Source organism: Aeromonas sp. R6-2 (assembly GCF_040908155.1).
Classification (GTDB): domain Bacteria; phylum Pseudomonadota; class Gammaproteobacteria; order Enterobacterales; family Aeromonadaceae; genus Aeromonas; species Aeromonas schubertii.
The window spans coordinates 1-22,186 of record NZ_JBFODE010000002.1 but is presented as its reverse complement, the minus strand read 5'-3'; the positions used below and the strand labels follow the sequence as shown (position 1 = coordinate 22,186).

Annotated in this window: 16 protein-coding genes; 12 read left to right on the top strand and 4 right to left on the bottom strand. The window is 62.1% G+C overall.

Annotated features, from left to right (window positions below):
• A complete protein-coding gene (gene sppA / locus AB5Y48_RS00235; RefSeq protein ID WP_050667212.1) occupies positions 1 to 1,848 on the bottom strand; it encodes a signal peptide peptidase SppA in 1,848 nt (615 codons plus the stop codon).
• Positions 1,849 to 2,042: 194 nt separating this feature from the next.
• Between sppA and AB5Y48_RS00230 the strand changes: the two genes are divergently transcribed.
• Together AB5Y48_RS00230 and AB5Y48_RS00225 are read left to right on the top strand one after the other, a co-directional pair.
• The gene (locus AB5Y48_RS00230; protein WP_368163384.1) at positions 2,043 to 4,058 is read left to right on the top strand and encodes an FAD-dependent oxidoreductase; all 2,016 of its coding nucleotides are present in this window, start codon (positions 2,043 to 2,045) and stop codon (positions 4,056 to 4,058) included.
• 89 nt (positions 4,059 to 4,147) lie between these two features.
• Positions 4,148 to 4,696, top strand: coding sequence for an NAD(P)H nitroreductase (locus tag AB5Y48_RS00225; RefSeq protein ID WP_050667210.1), 549 nt, complete (start codon positions 4,148 to 4,150; stop codon positions 4,694 to 4,696).
• 51 nt (positions 4,697 to 4,747) lie between these two features.
• Here AB5Y48_RS00225 and AB5Y48_RS00220 read toward each other — a convergent pair whose 3' ends face one another.
• Positions 4,748 to 5,224 (bottom strand): Lrp/AsnC family transcriptional regulator, encoded by a 477-nt coding sequence (locus tag AB5Y48_RS00220; RefSeq protein ID WP_050667209.1) that lies wholly within the window; start codon positions 5,222 to 5,224, stop codon positions 4,748 to 4,750.
• Between the two features lie 741 nt (positions 5,225 to 5,965).
• Between AB5Y48_RS00220 and AB5Y48_RS00215 the strand changes: the two genes are divergently transcribed.
• The 5 genes from AB5Y48_RS00215 to AB5Y48_RS00195 all read left to right on the top strand — a co-directional run bounded on the left by AB5Y48_RS00215 (position 5,966) and on the right by AB5Y48_RS00195 (position 11,730).
• The gene (locus AB5Y48_RS00215; RefSeq protein ID WP_368163381.1) at positions 5,966 to 7,687 is read left to right on the top strand and encodes an ABC transporter substrate-binding protein; all 1,722 of its coding nucleotides are present in this window, start codon (positions 5,966 to 5,968) and stop codon (positions 7,685 to 7,687) included.
• 180 nt (positions 7,688 to 7,867) lie between these two features.
• Positions 7,868 to 9,382 carry a sodium/proline symporter PutP gene (gene putP, locus AB5Y48_RS00210; RefSeq protein WP_368163380.1) on the top strand — a complete coding sequence of 505 codons (1,515 nt, stop codon included), beginning with the start codon at positions 7,868 to 7,870 and terminating at the stop codon, positions 9,380 to 9,382.
• A 131-nt stretch (positions 9,383 to 9,513) separates the two neighbouring features.
• Complete coding sequence (gene tesB / locus AB5Y48_RS00205; protein WP_050667206.1) at positions 9,514 to 10,380, top strand: acyl-CoA thioesterase II; 867 nt, start codon at positions 9,514 to 9,516, stop codon at positions 10,378 to 10,380.
• 158 nt (positions 10,381 to 10,538) lie between these two features.
• Positions 10,539 to 10,913 (top strand): acid resistance repetitive basic protein Asr, encoded by a 375-nt coding sequence (gene asr / locus AB5Y48_RS00200; protein ID WP_224162920.1) that lies wholly within the window; start codon positions 10,539 to 10,541, stop codon positions 10,911 to 10,913.
• Positions 10,914 to 10,965: 52 nt separating this feature from the next.
• On the top strand, positions 10,966 to 11,730 hold the full coding sequence (locus AB5Y48_RS00195; RefSeq protein ID WP_368163379.1) for a serine protease: 765 nt from the start codon (positions 10,966 to 10,968) through the stop codon (positions 11,728 to 11,730).
• A 53-nt stretch (positions 11,731 to 11,783) separates the two neighbouring features.
• Here the strand turns inward: AB5Y48_RS00195 and AB5Y48_RS00190 are convergent, their stop codons facing one another.
• Both AB5Y48_RS00190 and hemL read right to left on the bottom strand, forming a co-directional pair.
• Positions 11,784 to 13,154 carry a YjiH family protein gene (locus AB5Y48_RS00190; protein WP_050667203.1) on the bottom strand — a complete coding sequence of 457 codons (1,371 nt, stop codon included), beginning with the start codon at positions 13,152 to 13,154 and terminating at the stop codon, positions 11,784 to 11,786.
• Between the two features lie 324 nt (positions 13,155 to 13,478).
• The gene (gene hemL / locus AB5Y48_RS00185) at positions 13,479 to 14,765 is read right to left on the bottom strand and encodes a glutamate-1-semialdehyde 2,1-aminomutase (RefSeq protein WP_368163378.1); all 1,287 of its coding nucleotides are present in this window, start codon (positions 14,763 to 14,765) and stop codon (positions 13,479 to 13,481) included.
• A 191-nt stretch (positions 14,766 to 14,956) separates the two neighbouring features.
• Between hemL and clcA the strand changes: the two genes are divergently transcribed.
• The 5 genes from clcA (at position 14,957) to AB5Y48_RS00160 (ending at position 21,944) form a co-directional block, all read left to right on the top strand.
• Positions 14,957 to 16,321, top strand: coding sequence for a H(+)/Cl(-) exchange transporter ClcA (gene clcA / locus AB5Y48_RS00180; protein WP_368163377.1), 1,365 nt, complete (start codon positions 14,957 to 14,959; stop codon positions 16,319 to 16,321).
• Between the two features lie 54 nt (positions 16,322 to 16,375).
• Complete coding sequence (locus AB5Y48_RS00175; RefSeq protein WP_050667200.1) at positions 16,376 to 17,071, top strand: DUF6776 family protein; 696 nt, start codon at positions 16,376 to 16,378, stop codon at positions 17,069 to 17,071.
• Between the two features lie 62 nt (positions 17,072 to 17,133).
• Positions 17,134 to 17,484 (top strand): iron-sulfur cluster insertion protein ErpA, encoded by a 351-nt coding sequence (gene erpA / locus AB5Y48_RS00170; protein WP_050667199.1) that lies wholly within the window; start codon positions 17,134 to 17,136, stop codon positions 17,482 to 17,484.
• 252 nt (positions 17,485 to 17,736) lie between these two features.
• Positions 17,737 to 18,840 (top strand): efflux RND transporter periplasmic adaptor subunit, encoded by a 1,104-nt coding sequence (locus tag AB5Y48_RS00165; protein WP_136614076.1) that lies wholly within the window; start codon positions 17,737 to 17,739, stop codon positions 18,838 to 18,840.
• A complete protein-coding gene (locus AB5Y48_RS00160) occupies positions 18,837 to 21,944 on the top strand; it encodes an efflux RND transporter permease subunit (protein ID WP_050667197.1) in 3,108 nt (1,035 codons plus the stop codon). The genes AB5Y48_RS00165 and AB5Y48_RS00160 overlap by 4 nt, the downstream gene beginning before the upstream one ends.
• Positions 21,945 to 22,186: the final 242 nt, after the last annotated feature.

Here is a 22,186-nt window from a genome sequence, read left to right as displayed (position 1 = left end):
TCACAGGGTGCAGACCGGACACCAGGCGTAGGTGCCCTGGGGATCGTTGAAGCGGGTGAGGGGCTCGGCGGCCTTGCCCACCGCCTGAAGCGGCATCACCAGGCTCTCGGGCAGTACACCCTTGATGCCGGGGGTCAGGGCCTGGGCACCGCTCTCGAGCAGCTGGCGCAGGAAGCGATCCCGTGCCGACTCTTCCGGTGCTATGGGGGTCACCTGCCACTCCTTGAGGTTGGCCAGCTCGGCGGCCGCCTTGAGGGCATCCTCCTGGTTGCCAAACTCGTCGACCAGACCCAGCGCCTTGGCATCGGTGCCGGTCCAGACCCGGCCCTCAGCCGCCTTCTCGGCCTCTTCGGCCGAGAGGCCACGCCCCTTGGCCACCAGCTCGACGAAGCGCTGATAGGTGTTCTCCACGTTGAGCTGGATAGCCTGGGAGACGTGTTCGGGCAGGGCGCGCGCCGGACTCAGGCCGACAAAATCGGTGGTGCCCAGGCCATCGCTGCTGATACCAAACTGGGCCAGGGCTTTCTCGGCGGTGGCGAACAGGCCAAACACGCCGATGGAGCCGGTCAGGGTCGAGGGGGAGGCGAAGATCTTGTCGGCGTCGGCCGAGATCCAGTAGCCCCCCGAGGCGGCGTAGCTGCCCATGGAGATGACCACAGGCTTGCCGGCCTGCTTGAGGGCCAGCAGTTCGGCACGGATCTGCTCGGCGGCGAAGGCGCTGCCTCCCGGGCTGTCGACCCGCAGCACCAGCGCCTTGACCTTGTCGTCCCGGCGAGCCTGGGCCAGCAGATCGGAGAGGGTATCGCCCCCAATGGTACCGGCCGGCTGTTGACCGTCCATGATGGCGCCACTGGCGATGATAAGACCCACCTCGTCCTTGCCACTCTGGGGATAGCGCGGGCCCAGAGTCGCCAGATACTCTTTCAGGCCAACCCCCTTCCAGCTCCCCGGCTCCTCACCGGCCCCCACCTCCTTGATGATGGCCTGGGCCATCTCGTCGCGGGTGGCGAGCTCATCTACCAGACCCTGCTCCTGGGCGTAGAGGGCGGCGTTGCCGCCAGCCTGCTTCAGCCGTGCCAGCATCTGCTCCTTGCTCGGTGAGATGGCGTCGGCCTCTACCTCGCGCTGATGTGCCACATCGTTCACATAGCCACTCCACAACTGGCCGAGCCAGCGCTGGTTGGCCTCGCGGCTCTCGGGAGACATGCCATCCCGGGTATAGGGCTCGACGAAGGATTTGTAGGTGCCCACCTTGAAGACGTGGGGCGTGATGTTGAACTTCTCCAACGCCGACTTGAAGTAGAGCTGGTAGACGCCGAAGCCTTCGAGCAGCACGGCGCCGCTCTGGTTGAGCATGACGTGATCGGCGTGGGCCGCCAGCAGGTATTGGCCCTGGGTATAGAAGTCGGCCATGGCGTAGACCGGCTTGCCGCTCTCCTTGAAGCGGTCGATGGCGCCGGCCACCTCCTGCAGCTTGGAGAGGCTCCCCTGCTCCAGCCCCTGGGTCTTGAGTACCAGGGCCTTGATGCGATCGTCCTCTTTGGCCCTGTCGATGGCCCACAACAGATCCGACAGCACTATCTCTGCGGGCTGCTCTTCACCGGAGCCCAGTTGACGCATCAGCAGGCCCGACGCATCCGACAGGCTGCGCTGCTCGACCAGTGCGCCGGAGAGATCCAGAGTCAGGGCGCCCTCGACGGGGGGCTCGGGCTTCTCCTGGGTGCCAATGGCCAGGACCACGACCAGCACCAGCAGCAGGAAAATCAGGTTGAGAAACAGGTGGCGGGTAAAGTTGAGCAGGCGCCACAGCCCGCGAAACAACCATCCCAGCCCTTTGAGGATCGACATCTGAGGTTATCACCCTGTTATGGAGTAGAGAGAGGCCATTATTGACCAGGGTCGGCCGAGCCACAACCGCCAGTCAGTGGGTGGTTCGGTGGACGATCGTTCGCCGAAAAAATGTCCAAACAATTGTTTGAAAAAGCAAATTTGATTCTTTACTCTAGCTGCAATTCAATAACAAGTTATTAACTGGAGGCACTGTGAGCCGCTATCCCGCACTCTTGACCCCCCTCGATCTGGGGTTCACCCAACTGCGTAACCGGGTGTTGATGGGATCCATGCACACGGGTCTGGAAGAGGAGAAGGGGGGCTTTGACAAGCTGGCCGCCTTCTATGCCGAGCGCGCCCGCGGTGGCGTGGCCCTCATCGTGACCGGTGGCATCGCCCCCAACCTGAGGGGGCGCCTGGTCCCCCATGGCTCACAGCTCAGCTTCCCCTGGCAGGTGGCCAAGCACCGCAAGGTGACCGAGGCGGTGCACGCCGAGGGGGGCAAGATAGCGCTGCAGATCCTCCACGCGGGCCGCTACGCCTATCATCCCTTCAGCCTGGCTCCCTCCGCCATCAAGGCCCCCATCTCGCCGTTCAAGCCCAGGGCCATGAGTGAGCGCCAGATCCTGGCCACCATTCGCGATTTCGCCCGGACCTCGGAGCTGGCTCGCCGCGCTGGCTATGACGGGGTCGAGGTGATGGGCTCCGAGGGCTATCTCATCAACCAGTTCATCTGCGAGCGTACCAATCATCGCCGCGATCGTTGGGGCGGGAGCCTGGAGAACCGGCTGCGCTTCCCGGTCGAGATAGTACGCGCCATTCGTGAGCGGGTCGGCAAGGACTTCATCATCATCTTCCGTCTCTCCATGCTGGATCTGGTGGAGCAGGGCTCCTCCCTGGAGGAGGTGATCGCCCTGGGTAAGGGGCTCGAAGCCGCGGGGGTCACCCTCATCAACACCGGCATCGGCTGGCACGAGGCGCGCATCCCCACCATCGCCACCAGCGTGCCGCGCGGGGCTTTTACCTGGGTAACGGCCGAGCTCAAGAAACACCTTCAGGTGCCGCTTATCACCACCAACCGTATCAACACTCCCGAGGTGGCGGAGCAGATCCTCATCGGCGGGGAGGCGGACATGGTCTCCATGGCGCGCCCCTTGCTGGCTGACCCCGAGTTTGTGCTCAAGGCCTCCGAGGCGCGCGGTGACGAGATCAATACCTGCATCGCCTGTAACCAGGCCTGTCTCGATCATGTCTTCAAGCAGAAACGGGCCTCCTGTCTGGTCAACCCCAGGGCCTGCTTCGAGACCGAGCTGAACTTTGGCCGCACTCCCCAGCCCAAGAAGCTGGCGGTGGTCGGTGCCGGCCCGGCCGGGCTGGCCTTTGCCTGCTACGCCGCCGAGCGAGGCCACAGGGTGAGCCTGTTCGATCAGGCGAGCGAGATTGGGGGTCAGTTCAACTTCGCCAAGCAGATCCCGGGCAAGGAGGAGTTTCACGAAACCCTGCGTTATTTCGCCAAGCGCCTCGAGCGCTGTGGTGTCGAGCTCTATCTGGGTCAGCGCCAGAGCGCCGAGAGTCTGCTCGGCGGCGGCTTTGACGAGATTATCCTGGCTACCGGCATTCGTCCGCGTACCCCGGCCATTCCGGGGATCGATCATCCCAAGGTGCTGAGCTACCTCGAGGTGCTGCGGGATCACAAGCCGGTGGGACAGAGGGTGGCGGTGATCGGGGCTGGCGGGATCGGCTTCGATGTGGCCGAGTACCTGGTAGAGTCCCATGGTGAGCGCAGCAAGGCCCAGTGGCTCAAGGAGTGGGGCATAGATATCCGCTTCGAGCAGCGCGGCGGCCTGACCCAACCCGTGGTCGCCCCTCCCGAGCGCCAGGTATGGCTGCTCCAGCGCAAGGAGAGCAAGGTGGGAGACGGACTCGGCAAGACCACGGGCTGGATCCACCGCGCCGTGCTCAAGAGCCGCCGGGTCGAGATGCTGGCCGGGGTGCAGTACCGGCGCATCGATGACCAAGGGCTCCATATCGAGGTGGGCGGCGTCGCCCAATGCCTGCCGGTGGATCACGTCATCGTCTGTGCGGGCCAGGAGCCCCTGCGCGAGCTGGAGGCGGATCTGCGGGCCGCCGGCAAGCCGGTGCATATCATTGGCGGGGCCGACGTCGCGGCCGAGCTCGATGCCAAACGGGCCATCCGCCAGGGGGCCGAGCTGGCGGCCCTCATCTGATGGAAGTAAAACCCTGCCAAGGCAGGGTTTTCTTCATCCGGGCCTGTGCTAAGGTGAAGGCCTTCACCGTTGTTTGTTAAGGTATTTCGATGGACGCACTGGACCTGCTGCTCAATCGTCACTCCTGCGCTCGTCTGAGCGAGCCGGCTCCGGCCGGTGAGGCGCTGGAGAAGATCCTCAAGGCGGGGCTGCGCGCCCCGGATCACGGCACCCTTACCCCCTGGCAATTTATTCTGATTGAGGGGGAGGGGCGTGAGCGTTTCGGCGATCTGTTGGCCGCCGCCGCCGCCGAGCGGGGCGAGCCGGAGGAGGCCATCGAGCGTTGTCTCGACGCACCCCTGCGTGCCCCCCTCATCATCGCCGTGGCCACCCGCTTTCACGATCACCCCAAGGTGCCGCGCTTGGAGCAGGAGCTCTCCGCCGGCTGCGCCGTGATGGCGATGCAGATGGCGGCTCAGGCTCAGGGCTTTAACGGTATCTGGCGCTCGGGCTGGTTTATCTTCGACGACATCGTCGCCAAGGGGTTGGGGTTGGGCGAGGATGATCAGCTGGTGGGATTTCTCTATCTCGGCACCCCGATGACCGAGGTGCGCAAGCTGCGCGAACTGGATCCGGCCCACTTCGTTCGCCGTTTCTGACTCGCAAGCAAAACAGAAGAGGGAGGCCAAGCCTCCCTCTTTCTATTGGGTTTATCCCAGGTGGGTCAAGGGCAGGGCCGTCTTGTGCTTGATACGCCGCAGCACGAAGCTCGAGCGTACCCCGGTCACACCGGGAATATGGGTCAACTTGTCGAGCAGGAAGTGCTGGTAATGCTCCATGTCCTGCACCACCACCTTGAGTTGATAGTCGGCGTCGTTTCCCGTGATGAGATCGCACTCGAGCACTTCGGGCAGTTCGCTGATGGCCCGATCAAACTCGGCGAAACGCTCGGGGGTGTGGCGATCCATGGAGATATGGATGTAGGCGGTCAGGGTGAGCCCCAGGGTGCGGGCGTTGAGCAGGGTGACATGGGCATCGATCAGCCCCGCGTCCTCCAGTGCCTTGACCCGTCGTGAGCAGGGGGAGGGGGAGAGTCCCACCATTTCGGCCAGCTCCAGGTTGCTGATCCGGCCATGCTCCTGCATCAATTCGAGAATATGGCGGTCAATACGATCCAGTTTCAGCATCTTTTTTCCATCATGTGCAATGATTGACTCACAACAACAAGATTAAGGGGTGATGATTGCTAAAACAATCGGAATTTGATGCAACTTCGCAACCACTCTCCCCGCCGATGCCGGTAACCTGTATTCAACTTCTGGTGGTCAAGGGCGCACTCATCCGGGCGCTCTGGCAAAGGTCCCTACCGGGCGCCGGCGCACCACAGTGGTCTGATACCCTTATCCGGGTGGAGGCGACTGGCACAGGGAGCACCATCTCACAGAGTGGCAGCAAGGCAGGCATCCCGGCGCCTGCCTTGTTGCTTTTTGGACGTTTACCATCTTTTCCCGCCCCGTTTTTTGATATCATCCGCCCCTTTCGTTTGAGACTCTATCCCCGTCACGTCGTGTTCTCGAGTGTGTCGTCTTGCTGCATTCAGAGGCGTGAGCGCCTGGCAGACAGATCGCCGGCGTGGCATTTTCGAGCTGTGAGGATGCGGTGCGACCAGGGTGACGCGGTAAACCGGGGAAAGGACGTATCCTTTTCAGGAGAGAGGGTGGATACCGGCAGGCGGAGGACAGCCTGAACTGCTTCATTATTTTGGGTCAGAAAGCGGTGTTTCTGTGAATTCTATGTATGCCGCTCTGCCGGTTCCGTAGCAGCTGAATTGAATCAGCGGCGGCCATTATAGGAAGTCGTTGCCCTTAAAAACACGAAGAACAGTAGGGCGCTTTTTTTCCATATTTTATCGATGATAGGGAGGGGGGATGAGCAGGATGTTGCTGCGCCGTCTGCGTCAGTTGGAGCAGGCATTCGGCGTCGGAGAGGATCAGGCGGTCGGGCTGGAGCAGTTGGAGTCGCTGCTCTGCTGCTCGCGCCGCAATGTCAGCAATATTCTCGCCAGTCTTCAGGAGCAGGGGTGGATCCGCTGGACCGGCGCCGTGGGGCGCGGGCGTCAGTCCGAACTCAGGGTGCTGCTGGGGGGGGATGCGGCCCTCGATGAGTGGGTGGCCAGGCTGCTGTCTACCGGGGATCTGCAGCAGGCCGCCAGGCTGGCGGCCGAGACGACACAGCCGGAGCGGGTCAGCCGGCAGATCAGCCACTTCTTCGAACGCCAGCAGCAAACGGTGCGCTCGCTGGGCGGACTGCTTATCAGCGACTTCCCCGAGCCGAGCACCATAGATCCCGTCGATACCTATCTGCGCAACGAGCTCTATATCACAGAGAACGTCTACGACACCCTGCTCGACTATAACCTGGCCGCCGGCTGCATCATGCCGGCCCTGGCCCACTACTGGGAGGTAGACCCTGGTGTGCCGGCCCTGCGTTTTCGTCTGCGTCCGGATGTGCGCTTCCACCATGGTGAACCTATGACGGTGGCGGCGGCCTGCGCCTCCCTGACCCGCATGCTGACTACCCCGGGACCGTTGCAGCGCATCTATCGGCAGGTGGTCTCTGTGTCTGCCGTCGGTGAACACTGGATCGAGGTGCGTCTGCGCCAACACAACCCGTTGCTCATCTACACCTTCTGCGGCATTCACGGGGCCATCATGGCTGAACAGGGGATCCCCCTTGCCAGCGGCGCCCTGGCGCGCTTCGGTACCGGCCCTTTCCGGATCCAGCAGAGCGACAAGAGCCACATGATTCTGGAGCGTTTCGCCGACTACTATCGGGAGAAACCCCTGGTGGAGCGGGTTGAGCTCTGGTACGCCATGCCCGACCTGCCGAGTAGTGGAAGTCGCATGAGCTTCACCGCCACCGAGGCTCTGGCCAGCCCCGATGCCAGTCGGGTGACCAATCGCCTCGACGGTTTCTTCAGCCTGGGCTTTCGCGTTCGTCCGGGCGCCCGGATCAGTGCCACCGATCTGGGGCGCCTCTATGACTATCTGCAACAGGTGCGTTGGGAGTACGGGATCGAGCCGGTGGTCGATTCGGCCTATGCCCGGGCCCCACTGCCGGTTGAGGGAAATCAGCCCTGTGTCTGTCCCCGACTCTCGGGCACCCTGGTCGTGGCCGAGCCCCATTGGCACTATCCGAGGTTGGCGCACATTGCGGGCTGGATCCGCGAACGCATCAAGGAGACCGGGCTGACGCTGGTGGATTGCCCCATCGAGAACTACAACGAGCTCGATCAGGTGCGTTGCTGTGCCGATCTCATGCTGGTGAGCGAGTTGCTCGACCCCCCTCCTCTCTATGGCTACTACGAGTGGCTGACCAGCGCGGTCTGTATGCAGTTTGCCCACGATGAGAGGTGGCTCGACGAAGAGCACGAGCGGTTGCTCGAGGCATTCGGTCAGACCCTGGACGAGGGGGAGATCCTGGCCCGGATGCAGGAGGTGGAGCGGCGTTGGCACGGGGAGAAGTCCCTGCTCCATCTGTTTGGCATCACCGAGGAGCTGCATCTGGACAGGGAGGTGCGCGGCGCCATCATAGATCCCAGCGGATTTTGCTCCCTGCGGCGCATCTGGCTCAGCGAGCCGGACGAGTAACAACAGCACGAGCTGTTGTCATATCGTGCTCTCCTGGCAGGTTTGGTGATAAGAAAACGTTTTTGTTGTGTTTCATATCCGTTAAAAACAGTTGTGGTCAACAAATCCTCTGATTAAGCTAGGCCGGTTTTTTCAAGGACAAGCCCCCCGCAGAGGAGGCGCCACACAATGGAGTATGGAATGACAGCTAGCACACCCATGTTAATCACCTTCCTGGTGTATATCCTCGGGATGGTGCTGATCGGCTTTATCGCCTATCGCGCCACCCGCAACTTCGACGACTACATCCTCGGCGGCCGCCGGATGGGGAGCTGGGTGACCGCCCTCTCCGCCGGTGCCTCCGACATGAGCGGCTGGCTGCTGATGGGCCTGCCGGGCGCCGTCTTCATCAGCGGTATCTCCGAGAGCTGGATCGCCATCGGTCTGGTCATCGGCGCCTACCTCAACTGGCGTTGGGTGGCCGGCCGCCTGCGGGTGCACACCGAGAAGAACCGTAACGCCCTGACCCTGCCGGACTACTTCACCTATCGCTTCGAGGATCACAGCAAGGTGCTGCGCATCCTCTCGGCCCTGGTGATCCTGCTCTTCTTTACTATCTACTGCGCCTCCGGCGTGGTGGCCGGTGCCCGATTGTTCGAGAGCACCTTCGGCATGGATTACAACACCGCCCTCTGGATCGGTGCCGCCGCCACCATCACCTACACCTTCTTCGGTGGCTTCCTCGCGGTGAGCTGGACCGATACGGTGCAGGCGACCCTGATGATCTTCGCCCTGATCCTCACCCCTGTGTTTGTCATCATCGCGGTCGGTGGTATCGACAGCGCCATGATCGAGGTCGCCGCCAAGAGCGCCAGCAACCTCGACATGTTCAAAAACCTCGACATCATCGCCATCGTCTCCCTGATGGCCTGGGGCTTGGGCTACTTCGGTCAGCCTCATATCCTGGCGCGCTTCATGGCGGCAGACTCTCACCACTCCATGGTCAGCGCCCGCCGCATCAGCATGACCTGGATGGTGCTCTGCCTCGCCGGTGCCGTGGCCATCGGTTTCTTCGGCCTGGCCTACTTCGCCGCTTTCCCGGATCTGGCGGCCAGCGTGAGTGCCAACCCGGAGCGGGTCTTTATCGAGCTCTCCAAGCTGCTCTTTAACCCCTGGATCGCCGGCGTGCTGCTCTCCGCCATCCTGGCGGCGGTGATGAGTACCCTCAGCTGCCAACTGCTGGTCTGCTCGAGCGCCATCACCGAAGACCTCTACAAGCCGTTTTTGCGCAAGAACGCCTCCCAGCGCGAGCTGGTGTGGGTGGGCCGCCTGATGGTGTTGGCCATCGCCCTGGTGGCCATCGCGGTCGCCATGAACCCGGAGAACCGGGTGTTGGGGCTGGTGAGCTATGCCTGGGCAGGCTTCGGAGCCGCCTTCGGGCCGGTCGTGCTGCTCTCCGTGCTGTGGCCGCGCATGACCCGCAACGGCGCCCTGGCCGGCATGCTGGTCGGTGCGATCACCGTCATCGTCTGGAAGCAGTTCGGTTGGCTGGGCCTGTATGAGATCATCCCGGGCTTTGCCTTCGCCAGCCTTGCTATCGTGCTGGGCAGTCTGCTCGGCGAGGCGCCCTCCAGAGCCATGTTGGAGCGCTTCCACGAGGCGGAAGCGGAGTTTAATCAGCCCGATCTGGGCGATGCAGTGCCCGAGCGGGGTTGAGTGTGAGGAGGGAGGCCGGCGGCCTCCCTCCTGTTTTTGGCTCAATCGTTGTCATTGATGGACTCAATTGGAAGAATTGTGGCTCATAGTTTCGATTGATATATTCCTCCGGTCTCAACGGGGAGAACGCAATGAGCAAGGTATTAGACGAACTGCTGGCGCTGCTGGCACTGGAGAAAATCGAAGAGGGACTGTTTCGCGGCCAGAGCGAGGATCTGGGTCTGCGCGCCGTGTTTGGTGGTCAGGTGATGGGGCAAGCCCTGTCGGCGGCCAAGCAGACGGTGGCGGCCGATCGCCAGGTGCACAGCTTCCACTCCTACTTCCTGCGCCCGGGGGATGTGAACCACCCCATCGTCTATGACGTGGAGAACATCCGAGATGGCCAGAGCGTCTCGACCCGTCGGGTCAAGGCGATCCAGTACGGCAAGCCCATCTTCTACCTCAATGCCTCGTTCCAGGTGGAGGCAGACGGCTTCGAGCATCAGGCGGCTATGCCCCAGGGGATCACGCCGCCCGAGCAGCTCAAGAGCGAGCTGGAGCTGGTGCGCCCCTACGAGCAACAGATCCCGCCGGATCTGCGCGCCAAGATCATGTGCGAGAAGCCCATCGAGATCCGCCCGGTCACCCTGGTCGACCCGATCCGCCCCGACGTGCACGAGCCCCTGCGTCACGTCTGGTTCAAGGCTAACGGTCAGATGCCTGACGACCCCCGGGTGCACAAGTATCTGCTCGCCTACGCCTCGGATTTCCACTTCCTGTTCACCGCCCTCCAGCCCCACGGGGTCTCCTACTGGGAGCCGGATATGCAGGTGGCCACCATCGATCACTCCATGTGGTTCCACCGGGATTTTCGCCTCGACGACTGGCTGCTCTACGTGGTCGACAGCCCGAGTGCCTCGGGTGGGCGCGGCCTGGTGCGCGGCCAGTTCTTCACCCGCGATGGGGTGCTGGTGGCGAGCACCGTACAAGAGGGGGTGATCCGCCGCAAGCCGGCGTGATGCCATCGAGACGGGAGCCCAGGCTCCCGTTTTTCTTTGTACATTCGGTTACAGACGGTCACCAAAGCACCACTGAAGGGGGGCCTGGTCAGGCATAGCATCATCATCAAGGACGCGGCGACTCGCCCCTCCTCATCTGACTCACCAGGAGATTTGCCATGAAAAAGATGCTCCCCTTGATCCTTGCCGGCCTGTTTGGCCTCTCTTCTGTCACCGCCATGGCCGCCCCGATGACGGCGAATACACCGGCCAAGGCCACCACTAGCCAGCAGATCGTACACAAAAAGCCGGTGAACAAGGCGGCGACCAAGCCCGCCGTGCAAAAGACCCAGGCGGCCAAGAAAGTGCACAAGAAGCCGGTGAACAAGGTGGCGACCAAGCCTGCCGTGCAAAAGACCCAGGCGGCCAAGAAAGTGCACAAGAAGCCGGTGAACAAGGCGGTGACCAAGCCCGCCGTGCAAAAGACCCAGGCGGCCAAGAAAGTGCACAAGAAGCACAAGAAGGCAACCACTCAGCCGATCAACAAGGGGTGATGAGCAAGGTATGAATCGGGGGCTGCGGCCCCCTTTATCGTTGGAGTCCTCCATGCTGCGACCACTTTTTTGCCTGATCTTCTTGCTGCTGAACGCCCCCGCTCATGCCGACGAGCAGCGCCAACTGCTGTTTGGCCACGACGATCGCCAGGTGGTGCCGACCCATGTCGCTCCCTGGCAGAGCCTGGCTCGTATCGAGACGGTCGGTGACAACCTCTGCAGCGGCGCCCTGATCGCCCCCCACTGGGTGTTGAGCGCAGGCCACTGTTTTCTGACTCCCTCTCTTCACCTCGACCCGGCCTTGCGGGTCACCCTGGCCGGCAGCCCCCGCTCCTATCACCCCGACCGTGTCTATCTGTCGCGAGCGCTGGGCCGGGGATTGCAACCGGACGGTGAGGGATTTGCCATCACCCCGGCCGCCGGCCCTCTCGACGTGGCCCTGGTGCACCTGCCCGAGGCCGCCGATCTGCCTGCCTTGACGCTTTGGCAAGGCTCGTCCACGGCACTGGCCGAGCGCCTCGCCCGCGAGCCGGTCGCCCAGGCGGGCTATCCGGTCGATCATCCGGACACCCTGCTGGCTCACCGTCGGTGCCGGGTCGAGCGTCTCGATAAACGCGGCATGCTGGAGCATCGCTGCGATACCCTGGCCGGCGACAGCGGCTCTCCTCTCTTGTTACAGAGTGCGGGGGGCTGGCAGGTGGTGGGGGTGCAGAGCTCGGCTCCCGAGGCGGCGCAGCGGGAGCGCGCCGACAACCTGGCGGTGGCCATTCCCGTCGTGGCGCCTCTCCTCTTTGGCTGGATGGACAAGCATGTCTGATGTGAAAGAGGCCGCATGATGCGGCCTCTTGTGGTCTTCGATGACGGGAGTCATCAGAAGATAAGGTGTGCCACAGCGGCGATCACCGGCAGGGTGATCAGGGTGCGCATCAGGAAGATGAGGAACAACTCCCACAGCTTGACCGGGATCTTGCTGCCAAGCAGCAGGGCGCCCACTTCCGACATATAGATGAGCTGGGTCACCGACAGGGCCGCGATGACGAAGCGGGTCATCTCGCTCTCGATGGAAGAGGCGAGGATGGCCGGGATAAACATGTCGGCGAAGCCCACCATGATGGTGCGGGAGGCGGCTTCAGCCTCGGGCAGTCGCAGCAGCTCGAGCAGGGGCACGAAGGGGGCTCCCAGCCAGGTGAACAATGGGGTGTGCTCGGCCAGCATCAGGGCACAGGTACCGATGGCCATCACCACGGGCAGCACGCCAAACACCATATCCAGGGCGTTTTTGAGCCCCTCGCGGGCCACGGCGCCGAAGTCGGTGACACTCTCGGCCTTTTTCAGGGCGCGTTCGAAGCCATAGCTCAGGATGCCATGCTCGTGGGGCACCGCCTCATGCTTGCGGCACAGGGGGGTTCCGTCGCTATAGACATCCTTCTTCCAGCACAGGGGGGGCAGGCGCGGCACTATGATGGCGGCGACCACGCCGGCCAGGCAGACGGTCAGGTAGAAGGGGACAAACAGGTGAGCCAGCTTGACCTGGGAGATAACCACCAGGCAGAAGGTGATGGAGACGGCAGAGAAGGTGGTGCCGATAACGGCCGCTTCGCGCTGGGTGTAGAACTTGCCTTCGTACTGTTTGCTGGTGAGCAGGATACCGACGCTGCCGTCACCGAGCCAGGAGGCGAAGCAGTCGACCGCCGAGCGGCCGGGCAGGCGGAATACCGGGCGCATGATGCGGGTCATCATGGTGCCGACAAACTCCAGCAGACCAAAATCCAGCAGCAGGGGCAGCAGCAGGCCGGCGAAGATGAAGACAGAGAAAAGCACCGGCAGCAGGTCGTGCAGTACCAGGCCACCGGTAGCGTCACTGCGCAGGGCCTCGGGGCCGATGCCGAAGAAGGTAAGCAGTACGAAGACGCCGCCCAGGATCCGGACCAGGGCCCAGAAGGGGGAGACGTTGAACAGGCTGTTCAGGAACGGGCGTCTGACCAGGATGGCGGGCTTGAACAGCCAGGCGATCAGGGTCAGTACCATAGTGGTGGTGATGATGCCGCTCACCATGGCGACCAGATGGTCGGCCAATACCGTCTGTACCGTTTTGGCCAGTACGGCAACCGGTATGGTGATATCCCCCTGGTGTTGGACCGGGGTCATGAAGAGCAGGATCCCGATGAGTGACGGGATCAAAAAGACGAGCAGATTGCGCCGGGTGTTGAGCCGGGGCGCGGCCAGGGTTTTCTCCAGCATGGAACGGTTGCCTTCTTCATCAATTGTTATGTTGTCATCTGCCCGCATTTGCATACACATGCTGCATAACGCCAAGCGGGCGAAAGAATACCCCAAAAAAGCACCCAGACAAGCCTTTATTGGCCTGTAAAGTGAATAATTATTTGTGGTTTCGAACGGGAAAGGCTTATTTTTGGTGTTTTCATTCATTAACAAATGAAATCGCAGTTTTTTATTTTTGTTGCTGCGGTGTTAATGGGTGGGTTTTGGCGAAATTGACCAGGGGAGAGGAAAGGTAGAGTAAAGCGGACTGAGGGGGCCTGGGCCCCCTCGCGAGTGCGGTGATCAGGCGACCAGTTTGGCAAAGCAGCGATCGGCCGCCGCCAGGGTGTGCTCGATCTCGTTATCGCCGTGGGCCATGGAGAGGAAGCCGGCCTCGTAGGCGCTGGGGGCCAGATAGACGCCCTCTTCCAGCATCAGATGGTAGAAGCGCTTGAACTTCTCCATGTCACAACGGGTGACTTGATCAAAGCGGGTGATGGTTGGCTCGTCGGTGAAGAAGAAACCGAACATGCCACCCACCTGATTGATGGCCAGCGGGATGCCGTGTTTGGCGGCGGCGGCCTTGAGCCCCTCGGCGATGCGGGCTGTCTTCTCATTGAGCGCCTCGTAGAGATCCGGTTGCTCGAGCAGATCCATCATGGCCAGACCTGCCGCCATGGCGATGGGGTTGCCCGACAGGGTACCGGCCTGGTAGACGGGGCCGGTCGGCGCTATGTGCTGCATGATTTCGCGCTTGCCACCGAAGGCGCCCACCGGCATGCCAGCACCGATGATCTTGCCCAGGGTGGTGAGATCCGGCGTGATGCCGTAGTAGCCTTGGGCTCCCTGTTTGGAGACCCGAAAGCCGGTCATCACCTCGTCGAGGATCAGCACGCTGCCGTACTGGTCACAGAGGGCACGCAGCCCCTCGAGGAAGCCCGGTACCGGCGGGATGCAGTTCATGTTGCCGGCCACCGGCTCGACGATGATGCAGGCGATCTCCTGGCCATACTGGGCAAAGGCTTCCTCGACCGAGGCGAGATCGTTATAGGTACAGGTCAGGGTGTGTTTGGCAAAGTCGGCCGGGACGCCCGGACTATTGGGTTGGCCCAGGGTGAGGGCACCTGAGCCGGCCTTGACCAGCAGGGAGTCGGCATGACCATGGTAGCACCCTTCAAACTTGAGGAGCTTGTCGCGGCCGGTGTAGCCGCGGGCCAGCCGGATGGCGCTCATGGTCGCCTCTGTGCCGGAGTTGACCATGCGCACCTGCTCCATGGAGGGGACGATAGCGCGCACGCGCTCGGCCATGCGTACCTCGATCTCGGTCGGGGCGCCGTAGCTCAGACCCTTCTCGACGGCGGCGATGACGGCCCCCTTGATGGCCGGGTGGTTGTGGCCGAGCAGCATGGGGCCCCAGGAGCCGATGTAGTCCACATAGGCCTTGCCATCCACGTCGTAGAGATAGGCGCCGTCGGCGTGGTCGATGAAGACCGGGGTGCCACCCACACCGTTAAAGGCGCGCACCGGCGAGTTGACGCCACCGGGAATGCTGTGACGGGCCTGCTCAAACAGCTGATCTGACTTTGACATGGATCATCCTTAACTGGAATTGTAGGGGGAGGGGAGGGCGCCGTGGCCGCTTTGGGGTCGGCAGCGCAGGCATGCAGGTGTATGATGCTGCGCTCTGCTCCTGCGCCCTCGCCATTGAAACGGCCTGACTATACCAGAAAGCGGGTGCCTTGGCAGAGTCACCCCCAGACTGAACGAGAACAGGTTTTTCCATGCAAGATGTTGCTTCCCTCTCTCCTCGTCGCCTCGTATTGCGTCGTTTGATCGAAAAGAGAATGCCCCTGTGGGTATTGCTGCTGGCAGCCCTGGTGGGCTCCCTGGCGGGCGCCGTCTGCGCGCTCTTTGAACTCTCCGTCAACCGCCTCATCGAGGGGCGCCTCGGCTGGCTCGGTGAGCACCCCTGGTGGCAGGCCATCTTCCTCGCCTTTCTGGTCAGCGCCCTGCTCGGTTTGGTGGGTTACTGGCTGACCCACGCCTTTGCCCCCGAGGCGGGAGGGTCGGGCATCCCCGAGATCGAGGGGGCCATGGAGGAGCTGCGACCGGTGCGCTGGTGGCGGGTGTTGCCGGTGAAGTTCTTCGGGGGGCTGTGCACCCTGGGATCGGGCATGGTGCTCGGCCGTGAGGGACCCTCGGTGCAGATCGGGGGCAATCTGGGTCAGATGGTGGCCGACCTCTTCCGCCTGCCCAAGGAGCATGGTCACGCCCTGCTGGCCGCCGGTGCGGCCGGTGGTCTGGCGGCGGCGTTCAATGCGCCTCTTGCCGGCATCCTCTTCGTGATGGAGGAGATGCGTCCCCAGTTTCGCTACTCCTTCCTGGCCATCAAGGCGGTGGGGCTATCGGCCATCATGGGCACATTGGTGTTGCAGGCCATCCGGGGCCAGCATCCCGCCATCACCCTACCTCACTACCAGGCTCCCCAGTTGCAGGCGCTCTGGCTCTTCCTCTGCATGGGGCTGGCGTTCGGAGTGCTCGGATTTGTCTTCAACAAGCTGGTACTCGCCTGTCAGGACGGCTATCTGGCCCTGCACCGTAACCGCCGCTGGCGCTTCGTGGGGATCGGCATGCTGGTGGCGGGCCTCTTCGGGGTGCTCTCCCTCTATGCGCCCCCCATCAGCGGTGGTGGTATCGAGTTGATCCCCCACCTGGTGCGCGGTGACTATGCCATGGCGACCCTCTTCCTTATTTTTGTCGCTCGTCTCATCGCCACCCTCATCTGTTTCTGCTCCGGTGCACCGGGGGGGGTGTTTGCGCCTACCCTGGCCCTGGGGACCCTGTTTGGAGTCACCTTCGGCTATCTGTTTCATGCCGCCTTCCCTGAACTTGGCATCGAGCCCGGAGCCTTCGCCATCGCCGGCATGGGGGCCCTGTTTGCCGCTACCGTACGTGCGCCCATCACCGGCATAGTGCTGGTGACAGAAATGACCGACAACTATCAACTGATCTTGCCCATGATGATCACCACCATGGGGGCCACCCTGATGGCCCAGTGGTTGGGGGGACGTCCCATCTATAGCCAGATCCTGGAGCGGACCCTGCGGCTGGCCCGCGAGCGCGAAGCCCAGTGCAAAACTGGTTAAATGGTGTGGGCACTGGCACACTCTGGGGAGATGTGTTGGTATCCGAGAGGTAACATGACCAAGTTGAGTGGTAAGTGGTTATGGGGGCTCGGCCTGCTGCCCGGGCTGGCGATCGGTTATCTGGCGGGCCACTGGCAGGAGCTGGGGAGTGCCAGTCTTATTGAGGTGCAGCAGAAGACCCTCACCCTGCAGAGCGAGGGGCTGACCCGGCTCAAGCAGGAGTTGGAGGTCAAAAATACCCGGCTTACGACACAGCAGACCGCCTTCGAGCAGTTACAGCAGACGCTCAAGGGGCAGGAGGCGCAGATCCAGGAGCAGAAGCGCCAGCTGGCCTTCTTCGAGCGTATCATGCGCCCCGGCAGCGAGCAGACCGGGGTCTCTATCGACAATTTGAGTGTCGAAACCACGAGCGTACCCGGTCGCTTTCACTATCGTCTGGCTCTGATCCAGGCCGCCAAGCAGCGGGAGCTGTTCAGAGGGCAGGTGGTGATTCGTGTCGAGGGGAGCCTGGAGGGCAAGCCCAAGTCTCTCAACGGCACGGCCCTGGGGATGAAGGCCGGGTCGGCCAGTTATGCCCTGCGTTATTTCCAGCTACTCGAGGGGGATTGGCAACTGCCCGAGGGATTTGTGCCAGACAAGGTGATCCTCACCATTCCCAAGCAGGGAAGGCAGCCAGCCCAGCGCATGGTGGTCGGCTGGGGCGAGGTACTCAAGCCGCTGGCCGTGCCCCAGGTTGCCCCTGCGGGTTGAATACTTGAACCCCGCGGTCGGGTATTGGATAATCCCGCCGTCCATACGTTAAGAGGTCAGACATGAGCGTTGAATTGGAGACACCCTTGCCCATCCAGATGACGGATGCTGCGGCAAACAAGGTGAAATCCCTCATCACCGAGGAGGAGAATCCGGAGCTGAAGCTGCGGGTCTATATCACGGGTGGTGGCTGCTCCGGTTTCCAATACGGCTTCACCTTCGATGAGAAGATCAACGAAGGGGATACCGTGGTCGAGAAGAATGGCGTCATCATGGTTATTGACCCCATGAGCCTGCAGTATCTGGTCGGTGGTAGCGTTGACTACACCGAAGGGCTGGAGGGGTCACGCTTTACCGTGACCAACCCCAACGCCACGACCACCTGTGGCTGCGGCTCCAGCTTCTCTATCTGACAAAGGCCCTGCGGGGCCTTTTGTTTTCCCCCCATTCTGTCTCTTCTTATCTTCTCGCTATTTGGCTAAGTTAACCAATCTGTGGTCAGTTTGACCGCGGAGAACGGACGATTATTTTTTAACTTATTGAATTTAAAGGCGTGCCATGCTTGGCACGTCTCTTGATACCCGGTCCAGGTCAAGGAGACAGGCTGACTCACCGGCACAAGGAGAGCGGCAGGACCCCAATCAGGCATACGTCAGGAAGAGAGTATGAATAACAAATGGAAAGCGAAACTGGCGGCTCATCCCGCCTGGCTGGCTGCTGGCATGGCCGCAGCCGTGATCCTCTGGTTTACCCGGGGCGAGATTGTGGGGGTGGGTGAGCAGACGCCACCGACCGCCAAAGAGATAGCGGCTCCCCTGCCCAAGGTGCGGGTCAGGACCATGGTGGCCGAACCCATAGAACACACCCTCACCCTCTACGGACGCACCGAGCCGGAGCGCGTCTCCCGCCTCGCGGCAGAGGTCTCGGGGCGCATCGAGGCGGTGCTGGTGGAGAAAGGGAGCTGGGTGGACGCCGGCCAACCCCTGCTGCGTATTGCCGCCGACCACAGACCGGTCCAGCTTAAACGCGCCGAGGCTCAGCTCGCCTTGCGCGAGCTCGAGGTCCAGGGAGCACGCAAGTTGGCCCATCAGGGATTTCAGGGGCGGGTGCAGCTGATCGAGAAGGAGGCCGCACTGGCCGAGGCGCGCGCCGATGTCGAGCGGCTGCGCCTCGAGCTTGCCAACACCACGGTGCGGGCTCCTTTTGCCGGCATTCTCAATAGCCGTAGTGTTGAGGTGGGGCAGTATGTGGGAGTGGGCGATCCCCTGCTGGAGGTCGCCGATAACGATCCCCTGCTGATCCGGGCCGATGTAACCGAGCTGGATATCGGCTTGCTGAATCAGGGGGGAGAGGCTCATATCCGTCTGAGTGGCAAGCAGGATGCCGACGGTGTAATTCGCTACCTCTCCAGGGTGTCGGATCCGGCTACCAATACCTTCGCCGTCGAGGTGACCATGGCCAATCCCGGCAGTCGTCTGCCTGCCGGTACCAGCGCCGAGCTGCAGATCCCCCTTGGCAAGCAGCTGGCCATTCCCCTGAGCCCGGCTCTGCTGGCCCTCGATGAGGCGGGGCGCCTCGGCATCAAGTCGGTAGAGGGGGACAAGGTGAAGTTTACCCCGGCCAGACTGGTTCGAACCGGCCCGGAGGGAAGCTGGCTTGGCGACGTTGGGCCACAACTGGATGTGATCACCGTGGGGCAGGGCTTCGTCTCGGCCGGTGACCGGGTCGAGGTGGTGCGGGAAGCTGCCAGCGGGGAGACGCGCTCATGAATGCCTTGATCGACGGAGCCATGCACCGTGCCCGCACCATGATCTCCATCCTGGTGCTGTTGCTGGTAGCCGGGTTTCTCACCTATCGGGATATCCCCAAGGAGGCCGATCCGGACGTCACCATTCCCTTCATCTATGTCTCTATCGTCCACGATGGTATCTCGCCGGAAGATGCCGAGCGGATGCTGATCCGCCCCATGGAGACCGAACTGCGCGGTCTGGACGGGATCAAGGAGATGAGCGCCACCGCGAGTGAAGGACATGGCTCCGTGCTGCTCGAGTTTGAGGCGGGGCGTGATCCGGCCGAGGCGCTCAACGATGTTCGTGATCGAGTGAGTCTGGCCAAGGCCAAGTTACCCCAGGGGACCGAAGAGCCGGTGGTGCGTGAAGTGACCATGGCCGACGAGAATCCGGTCCTGACCCTCAACCTCACCGGCAATGCGCCCGAGCGTGCTTTGATCACCCTGGCCCGTGAGCTCAAGGAGAAGATCGAGGGGCTGCGCGAGGTGCTCGAGGTGGAGATTGGGGGCGATCGTACCGATATCGTCGAGGTGCTGGTCGACCCGTTGCGCCTGCAGAGTTACAACCTGGATCAGAACGACATCTACAACCTGCTGTCGCGCAACAATCGCCTGGTCGCGGCGGGGACACTGGACACTGGTCTGGGGCGTTTCGCCGTCAAGGTGCCCTCTGTCTTCGAGAGCATCCAGGATGTGATGACCATGCCCATCAAGGTTGAGGGCAATAGAGTCATTACCTTCCAGGACGTGGCCGAGATAAGGCGTGCCTATAGTGACCCCCTGACGGTAGCCCGCATCAATGGTCACCCCTCCATCTCGCTGGATATCAAGAAGCGCCCCGGAGAGAACGTGATCGACACGGTGCGCAAGGTTCGCGAGCTGGTGGCTCGTGAGCAGGCCATCTGGCCCGGCAATGTTCAACCTGTCTACACCTGGGACGCCTCGGAAGGGGTGGTGCAGATGCTCGGCGATCTGCAAAACAATGTGCTGTCGGCGGTGCTGCTGGTGGTGATCGTCATCGTGGCTACCCTGGGGCTGCGCAGTGCGAGCCTGGTGGCTATCTCAATTCCGGGCTCCTTCCTTACCGGTATTCTGGTGCTGGCGGTATGCGGTTACACCATCAACATAGTGGTGCTCTTTGCGCTTATCATGGCGGTGGGCATGCTGGTTGATTCAGCCATCGTCGTCACCGAGTATGCGGATAGGGCCATGTCGGAGGGGGCCAACCGTCGCGAGGCCTATGGTGAGGCCGGCCGACGCATGGCCTGGCCCATCATCGCCTCGACGGCGACGACCCTGGCTGCCTTTGCGCCGCTCATCTTCTGGCCCGGGATCATGGGGGAGTTTATGAAGTATCTCCCCATTACCCTCATCGCCACGCTGGCTGCCTCCCTGGTGATGGCGCTTTGCTTCGTCCCCGTGCTGGGAGGATTGATCGGTAAATCGCGTCCCGTCTCCGAGCGTGAGCGCGGTCAACTGATGCAGTCGGAGCAGGGGGATATCCTGACCCTGTCGGGGTGGAGTGGGCGTTATGTGCGTGTGCTGGCCTGGGCCATTGAGCGGCCGGTGAAGATATTGGTCGGCGCGCTGCTGTTTGCGGTACTGGTGATCGTGGGTTTTGCCAACTCCAACCTGGGCAGTGAGTTCTTCCCAAGTGGTGAACCCGATGGCGCCAACCTGATTGTGCGTTCCCACGGGGATCTCGCTACCCGGGAGAAAGATGCCCTGATGCGGGAGCTGGAGCAGGCGCTGCTGCCTGTTCGCGATATCAAGACACTCTATACCCTGACCGGTGGCGAAGATCGCATCGGGAGTTTTCGTCTCAATTTTCACGACTGGAGTGAGCGTCGTCCTGCCAAGGCGATCCTGGCCGAGGTGCGCGAGCGATTGAGCGGCTATGCCGGCGTCGAGATCGATGTGCGCGAGGATCAGAACGGCCCTCCCAGTGGACGGGACCTCAAGCTGGAGGTGAGCTCCCGTTATCCCGAGTTGCTCGCCCAAACTGCCAGGCAACTGCGTCAGGCGCTCGAGCAGGATGGGGCCTTCGTCAACGTGCAGGATAATGGCAGCCGGCCCGGCATCGAATGGCAGCTCAAGATAGACAGGGGAGACGCGGCGCGCTTTGGTGCCGATGCCACCCTGGTGGGGTCGACTGTCCAGTTTGTCACCTCGGGCCTCAAGCTCGGCGAATACCGGGCCGACGATGTGGACGATGAGCTCGATATCCGGGTCCGTTTCCCGAGTGAGTATCGCACCATAGACAGGCTCTCCGAGCTGCGCCTCAAGACGGCCCAGGGACAGGTCCCCATCACCAACCTGGCCAGTCTGCAACCCAGGCCCAAGACCGATGTGATCCGCAAGGTCGATGGCCGCCAGGTCATCACACTGCAGGCGGACATGGCCGAGGGCAAGCTACTCAGCCTCGAGTTGCCCCGAGTGATGAAGGGCCTGGAGGGGATGGCGCTGGATCCTCGTGTGAGCGTGCAAGCCAAGGGACAAAATGAAGAGCAGGATGAGTCATCAGCCTTTCTGGGCAAGGCCTTTATGGTGGCGCTCTTCCTGATAGCCATCATTCTGGTGACCCAGTTCAACTCCTTCTATCAGGCATTGTTGATCCTTACCGCCGTCCTGTTCAGTACGGTGGGAGTGCTGTTGGGACTGATGCTGGCAAGACAGCCCTTCGGCATCGTCATGTCGGGGATCGGGGTGATCGCCCTGGCGGGCATCGTCGTTAACAACAACATAGTGTTGATCGATACCTTCAATCAGCTGCGCAGAGAGGGGGTTACCCTGCAAGAGGCGATACTGCGTACCGGAGCCCAGCGTCTGCGCCCCGTGCTGCTGACGACGGTGACCACCATCCTCGGCCTGCTGCCTATGGTGCTCAAGATTAACCTCGACTTTCTGACGCCCAAGATAGAGTTGGGGGGGCCTTCCACTGCCTTCTGGAGCCAGCTTGCGACTACGGTTGCCGGTGGGTTGGCCTTTGCCACCTTGCTGACGCTGGTGCTGACCCCCTGTCTGTTGGCCCTCGGGGAGCGGCGGCGTGAGCGTAAGCAGCATAAGTTACGTCAGGTGGCATGAGCTCTGATCTGACGCCTCAGGGAGGCAAAGCCGTCGGAGGTGGATCATACTGTCGATCCGCCTTTGGTTGGCGCAACAGTGAAAAGGCTGTTTTTTAAACGATAGGGTTTGATTTTAAAAAACTTTTGAAAAAGCCTTGCCATCCCGGCGCGCCTCCCTATAATGCGCCCTCACCAGCACGGCGGATGACGCCGGATGGTCAGCGAGTTGGCAACGCCAACCCGGCTGCGAAAGAAAAGCGA

What these genes read in the sequence shown, in the direction of transcription:
- AB5Y48_RS00160 (WP_050667197.1), top strand. Translation starts at nt 18,837, where the DNA reads ATGAATGCCTTGATCGACGGAGCCATGCACCGTGCCCGCACCATGATC.
- tesB (WP_050667206.1), top strand. Translation starts at nt 9,514, where the DNA reads ATGAGCAAGGTATTAGACGAACTGCTGGCGCTGCTGGCACTGGAGAAA.
- AB5Y48_RS00195 (WP_368163379.1), top strand. Translation starts at nt 10,966, where the DNA reads ATGCTGCGACCACTTTTTTGCCTGATCTTCTTGCTGCTGAACGCCCCC.
- AB5Y48_RS00225 (WP_050667210.1), top strand. Translation starts at nt 4,148, where the DNA reads ATGGACGCACTGGACCTGCTGCTCAATCGTCACTCCTGCGCTCGTCTG.
- sppA (WP_050667212.1), bottom strand. Translation starts at nt 1,848, where the DNA reads ATGTCGATCCTCAAAGGGCTGGGATGGTTGTTTCGCGGGCTGTGGCGC.
- AB5Y48_RS00215 (WP_368163381.1), top strand. Translation starts at nt 5,966, where the DNA reads ATGAGCAGGATGTTGCTGCGCCGTCTGCGTCAGTTGGAGCAGGCATTC.
- AB5Y48_RS00175 (WP_050667200.1), top strand. Translation starts at nt 16,376, where the DNA reads ATGACCAAGTTGAGTGGTAAGTGGTTATGGGGGCTCGGCCTGCTGCCC.
- AB5Y48_RS00190 (WP_050667203.1), bottom strand. Translation starts at nt 13,154, where the DNA reads ATGCTGGAGAAAACCCTGGCCGCGCCCCGGCTCAACACCCGGCGCAAT.
- hemL (WP_368163378.1), bottom strand. Translation starts at nt 14,765, where the DNA reads ATGTCAAAGTCAGATCAGCTGTTTGAGCAGGCCCGTCACAGCATTCCC.
- putP (WP_368163380.1), top strand. Translation starts at nt 7,868, where the DNA reads ATGACAGCTAGCACACCCATGTTAATCACCTTCCTGGTGTATATCCTC.
- clcA (WP_368163377.1), top strand. Translation starts at nt 14,957, where the DNA reads ATGCAAGATGTTGCTTCCCTCTCTCCTCGTCGCCTCGTATTGCGTCGT.
- AB5Y48_RS00220 (WP_050667209.1), bottom strand. Translation starts at nt 5,224, where the DNA reads ATGCTGAAACTGGATCGTATTGACCGCCATATTCTCGAATTGATGCAG.
- asr (WP_224162920.1), top strand. Translation starts at nt 10,539, where the DNA reads ATGAAAAAGATGCTCCCCTTGATCCTTGCCGGCCTGTTTGGCCTCTCT.
- AB5Y48_RS00165 (WP_136614076.1), top strand. Translation starts at nt 17,737, where the DNA reads ATGAATAACAAATGGAAAGCGAAACTGGCGGCTCATCCCGCCTGGCTG.
- erpA (WP_050667199.1), top strand. Translation starts at nt 17,134, where the DNA reads ATGAGCGTTGAATTGGAGACACCCTTGCCCATCCAGATGACGGATGCT.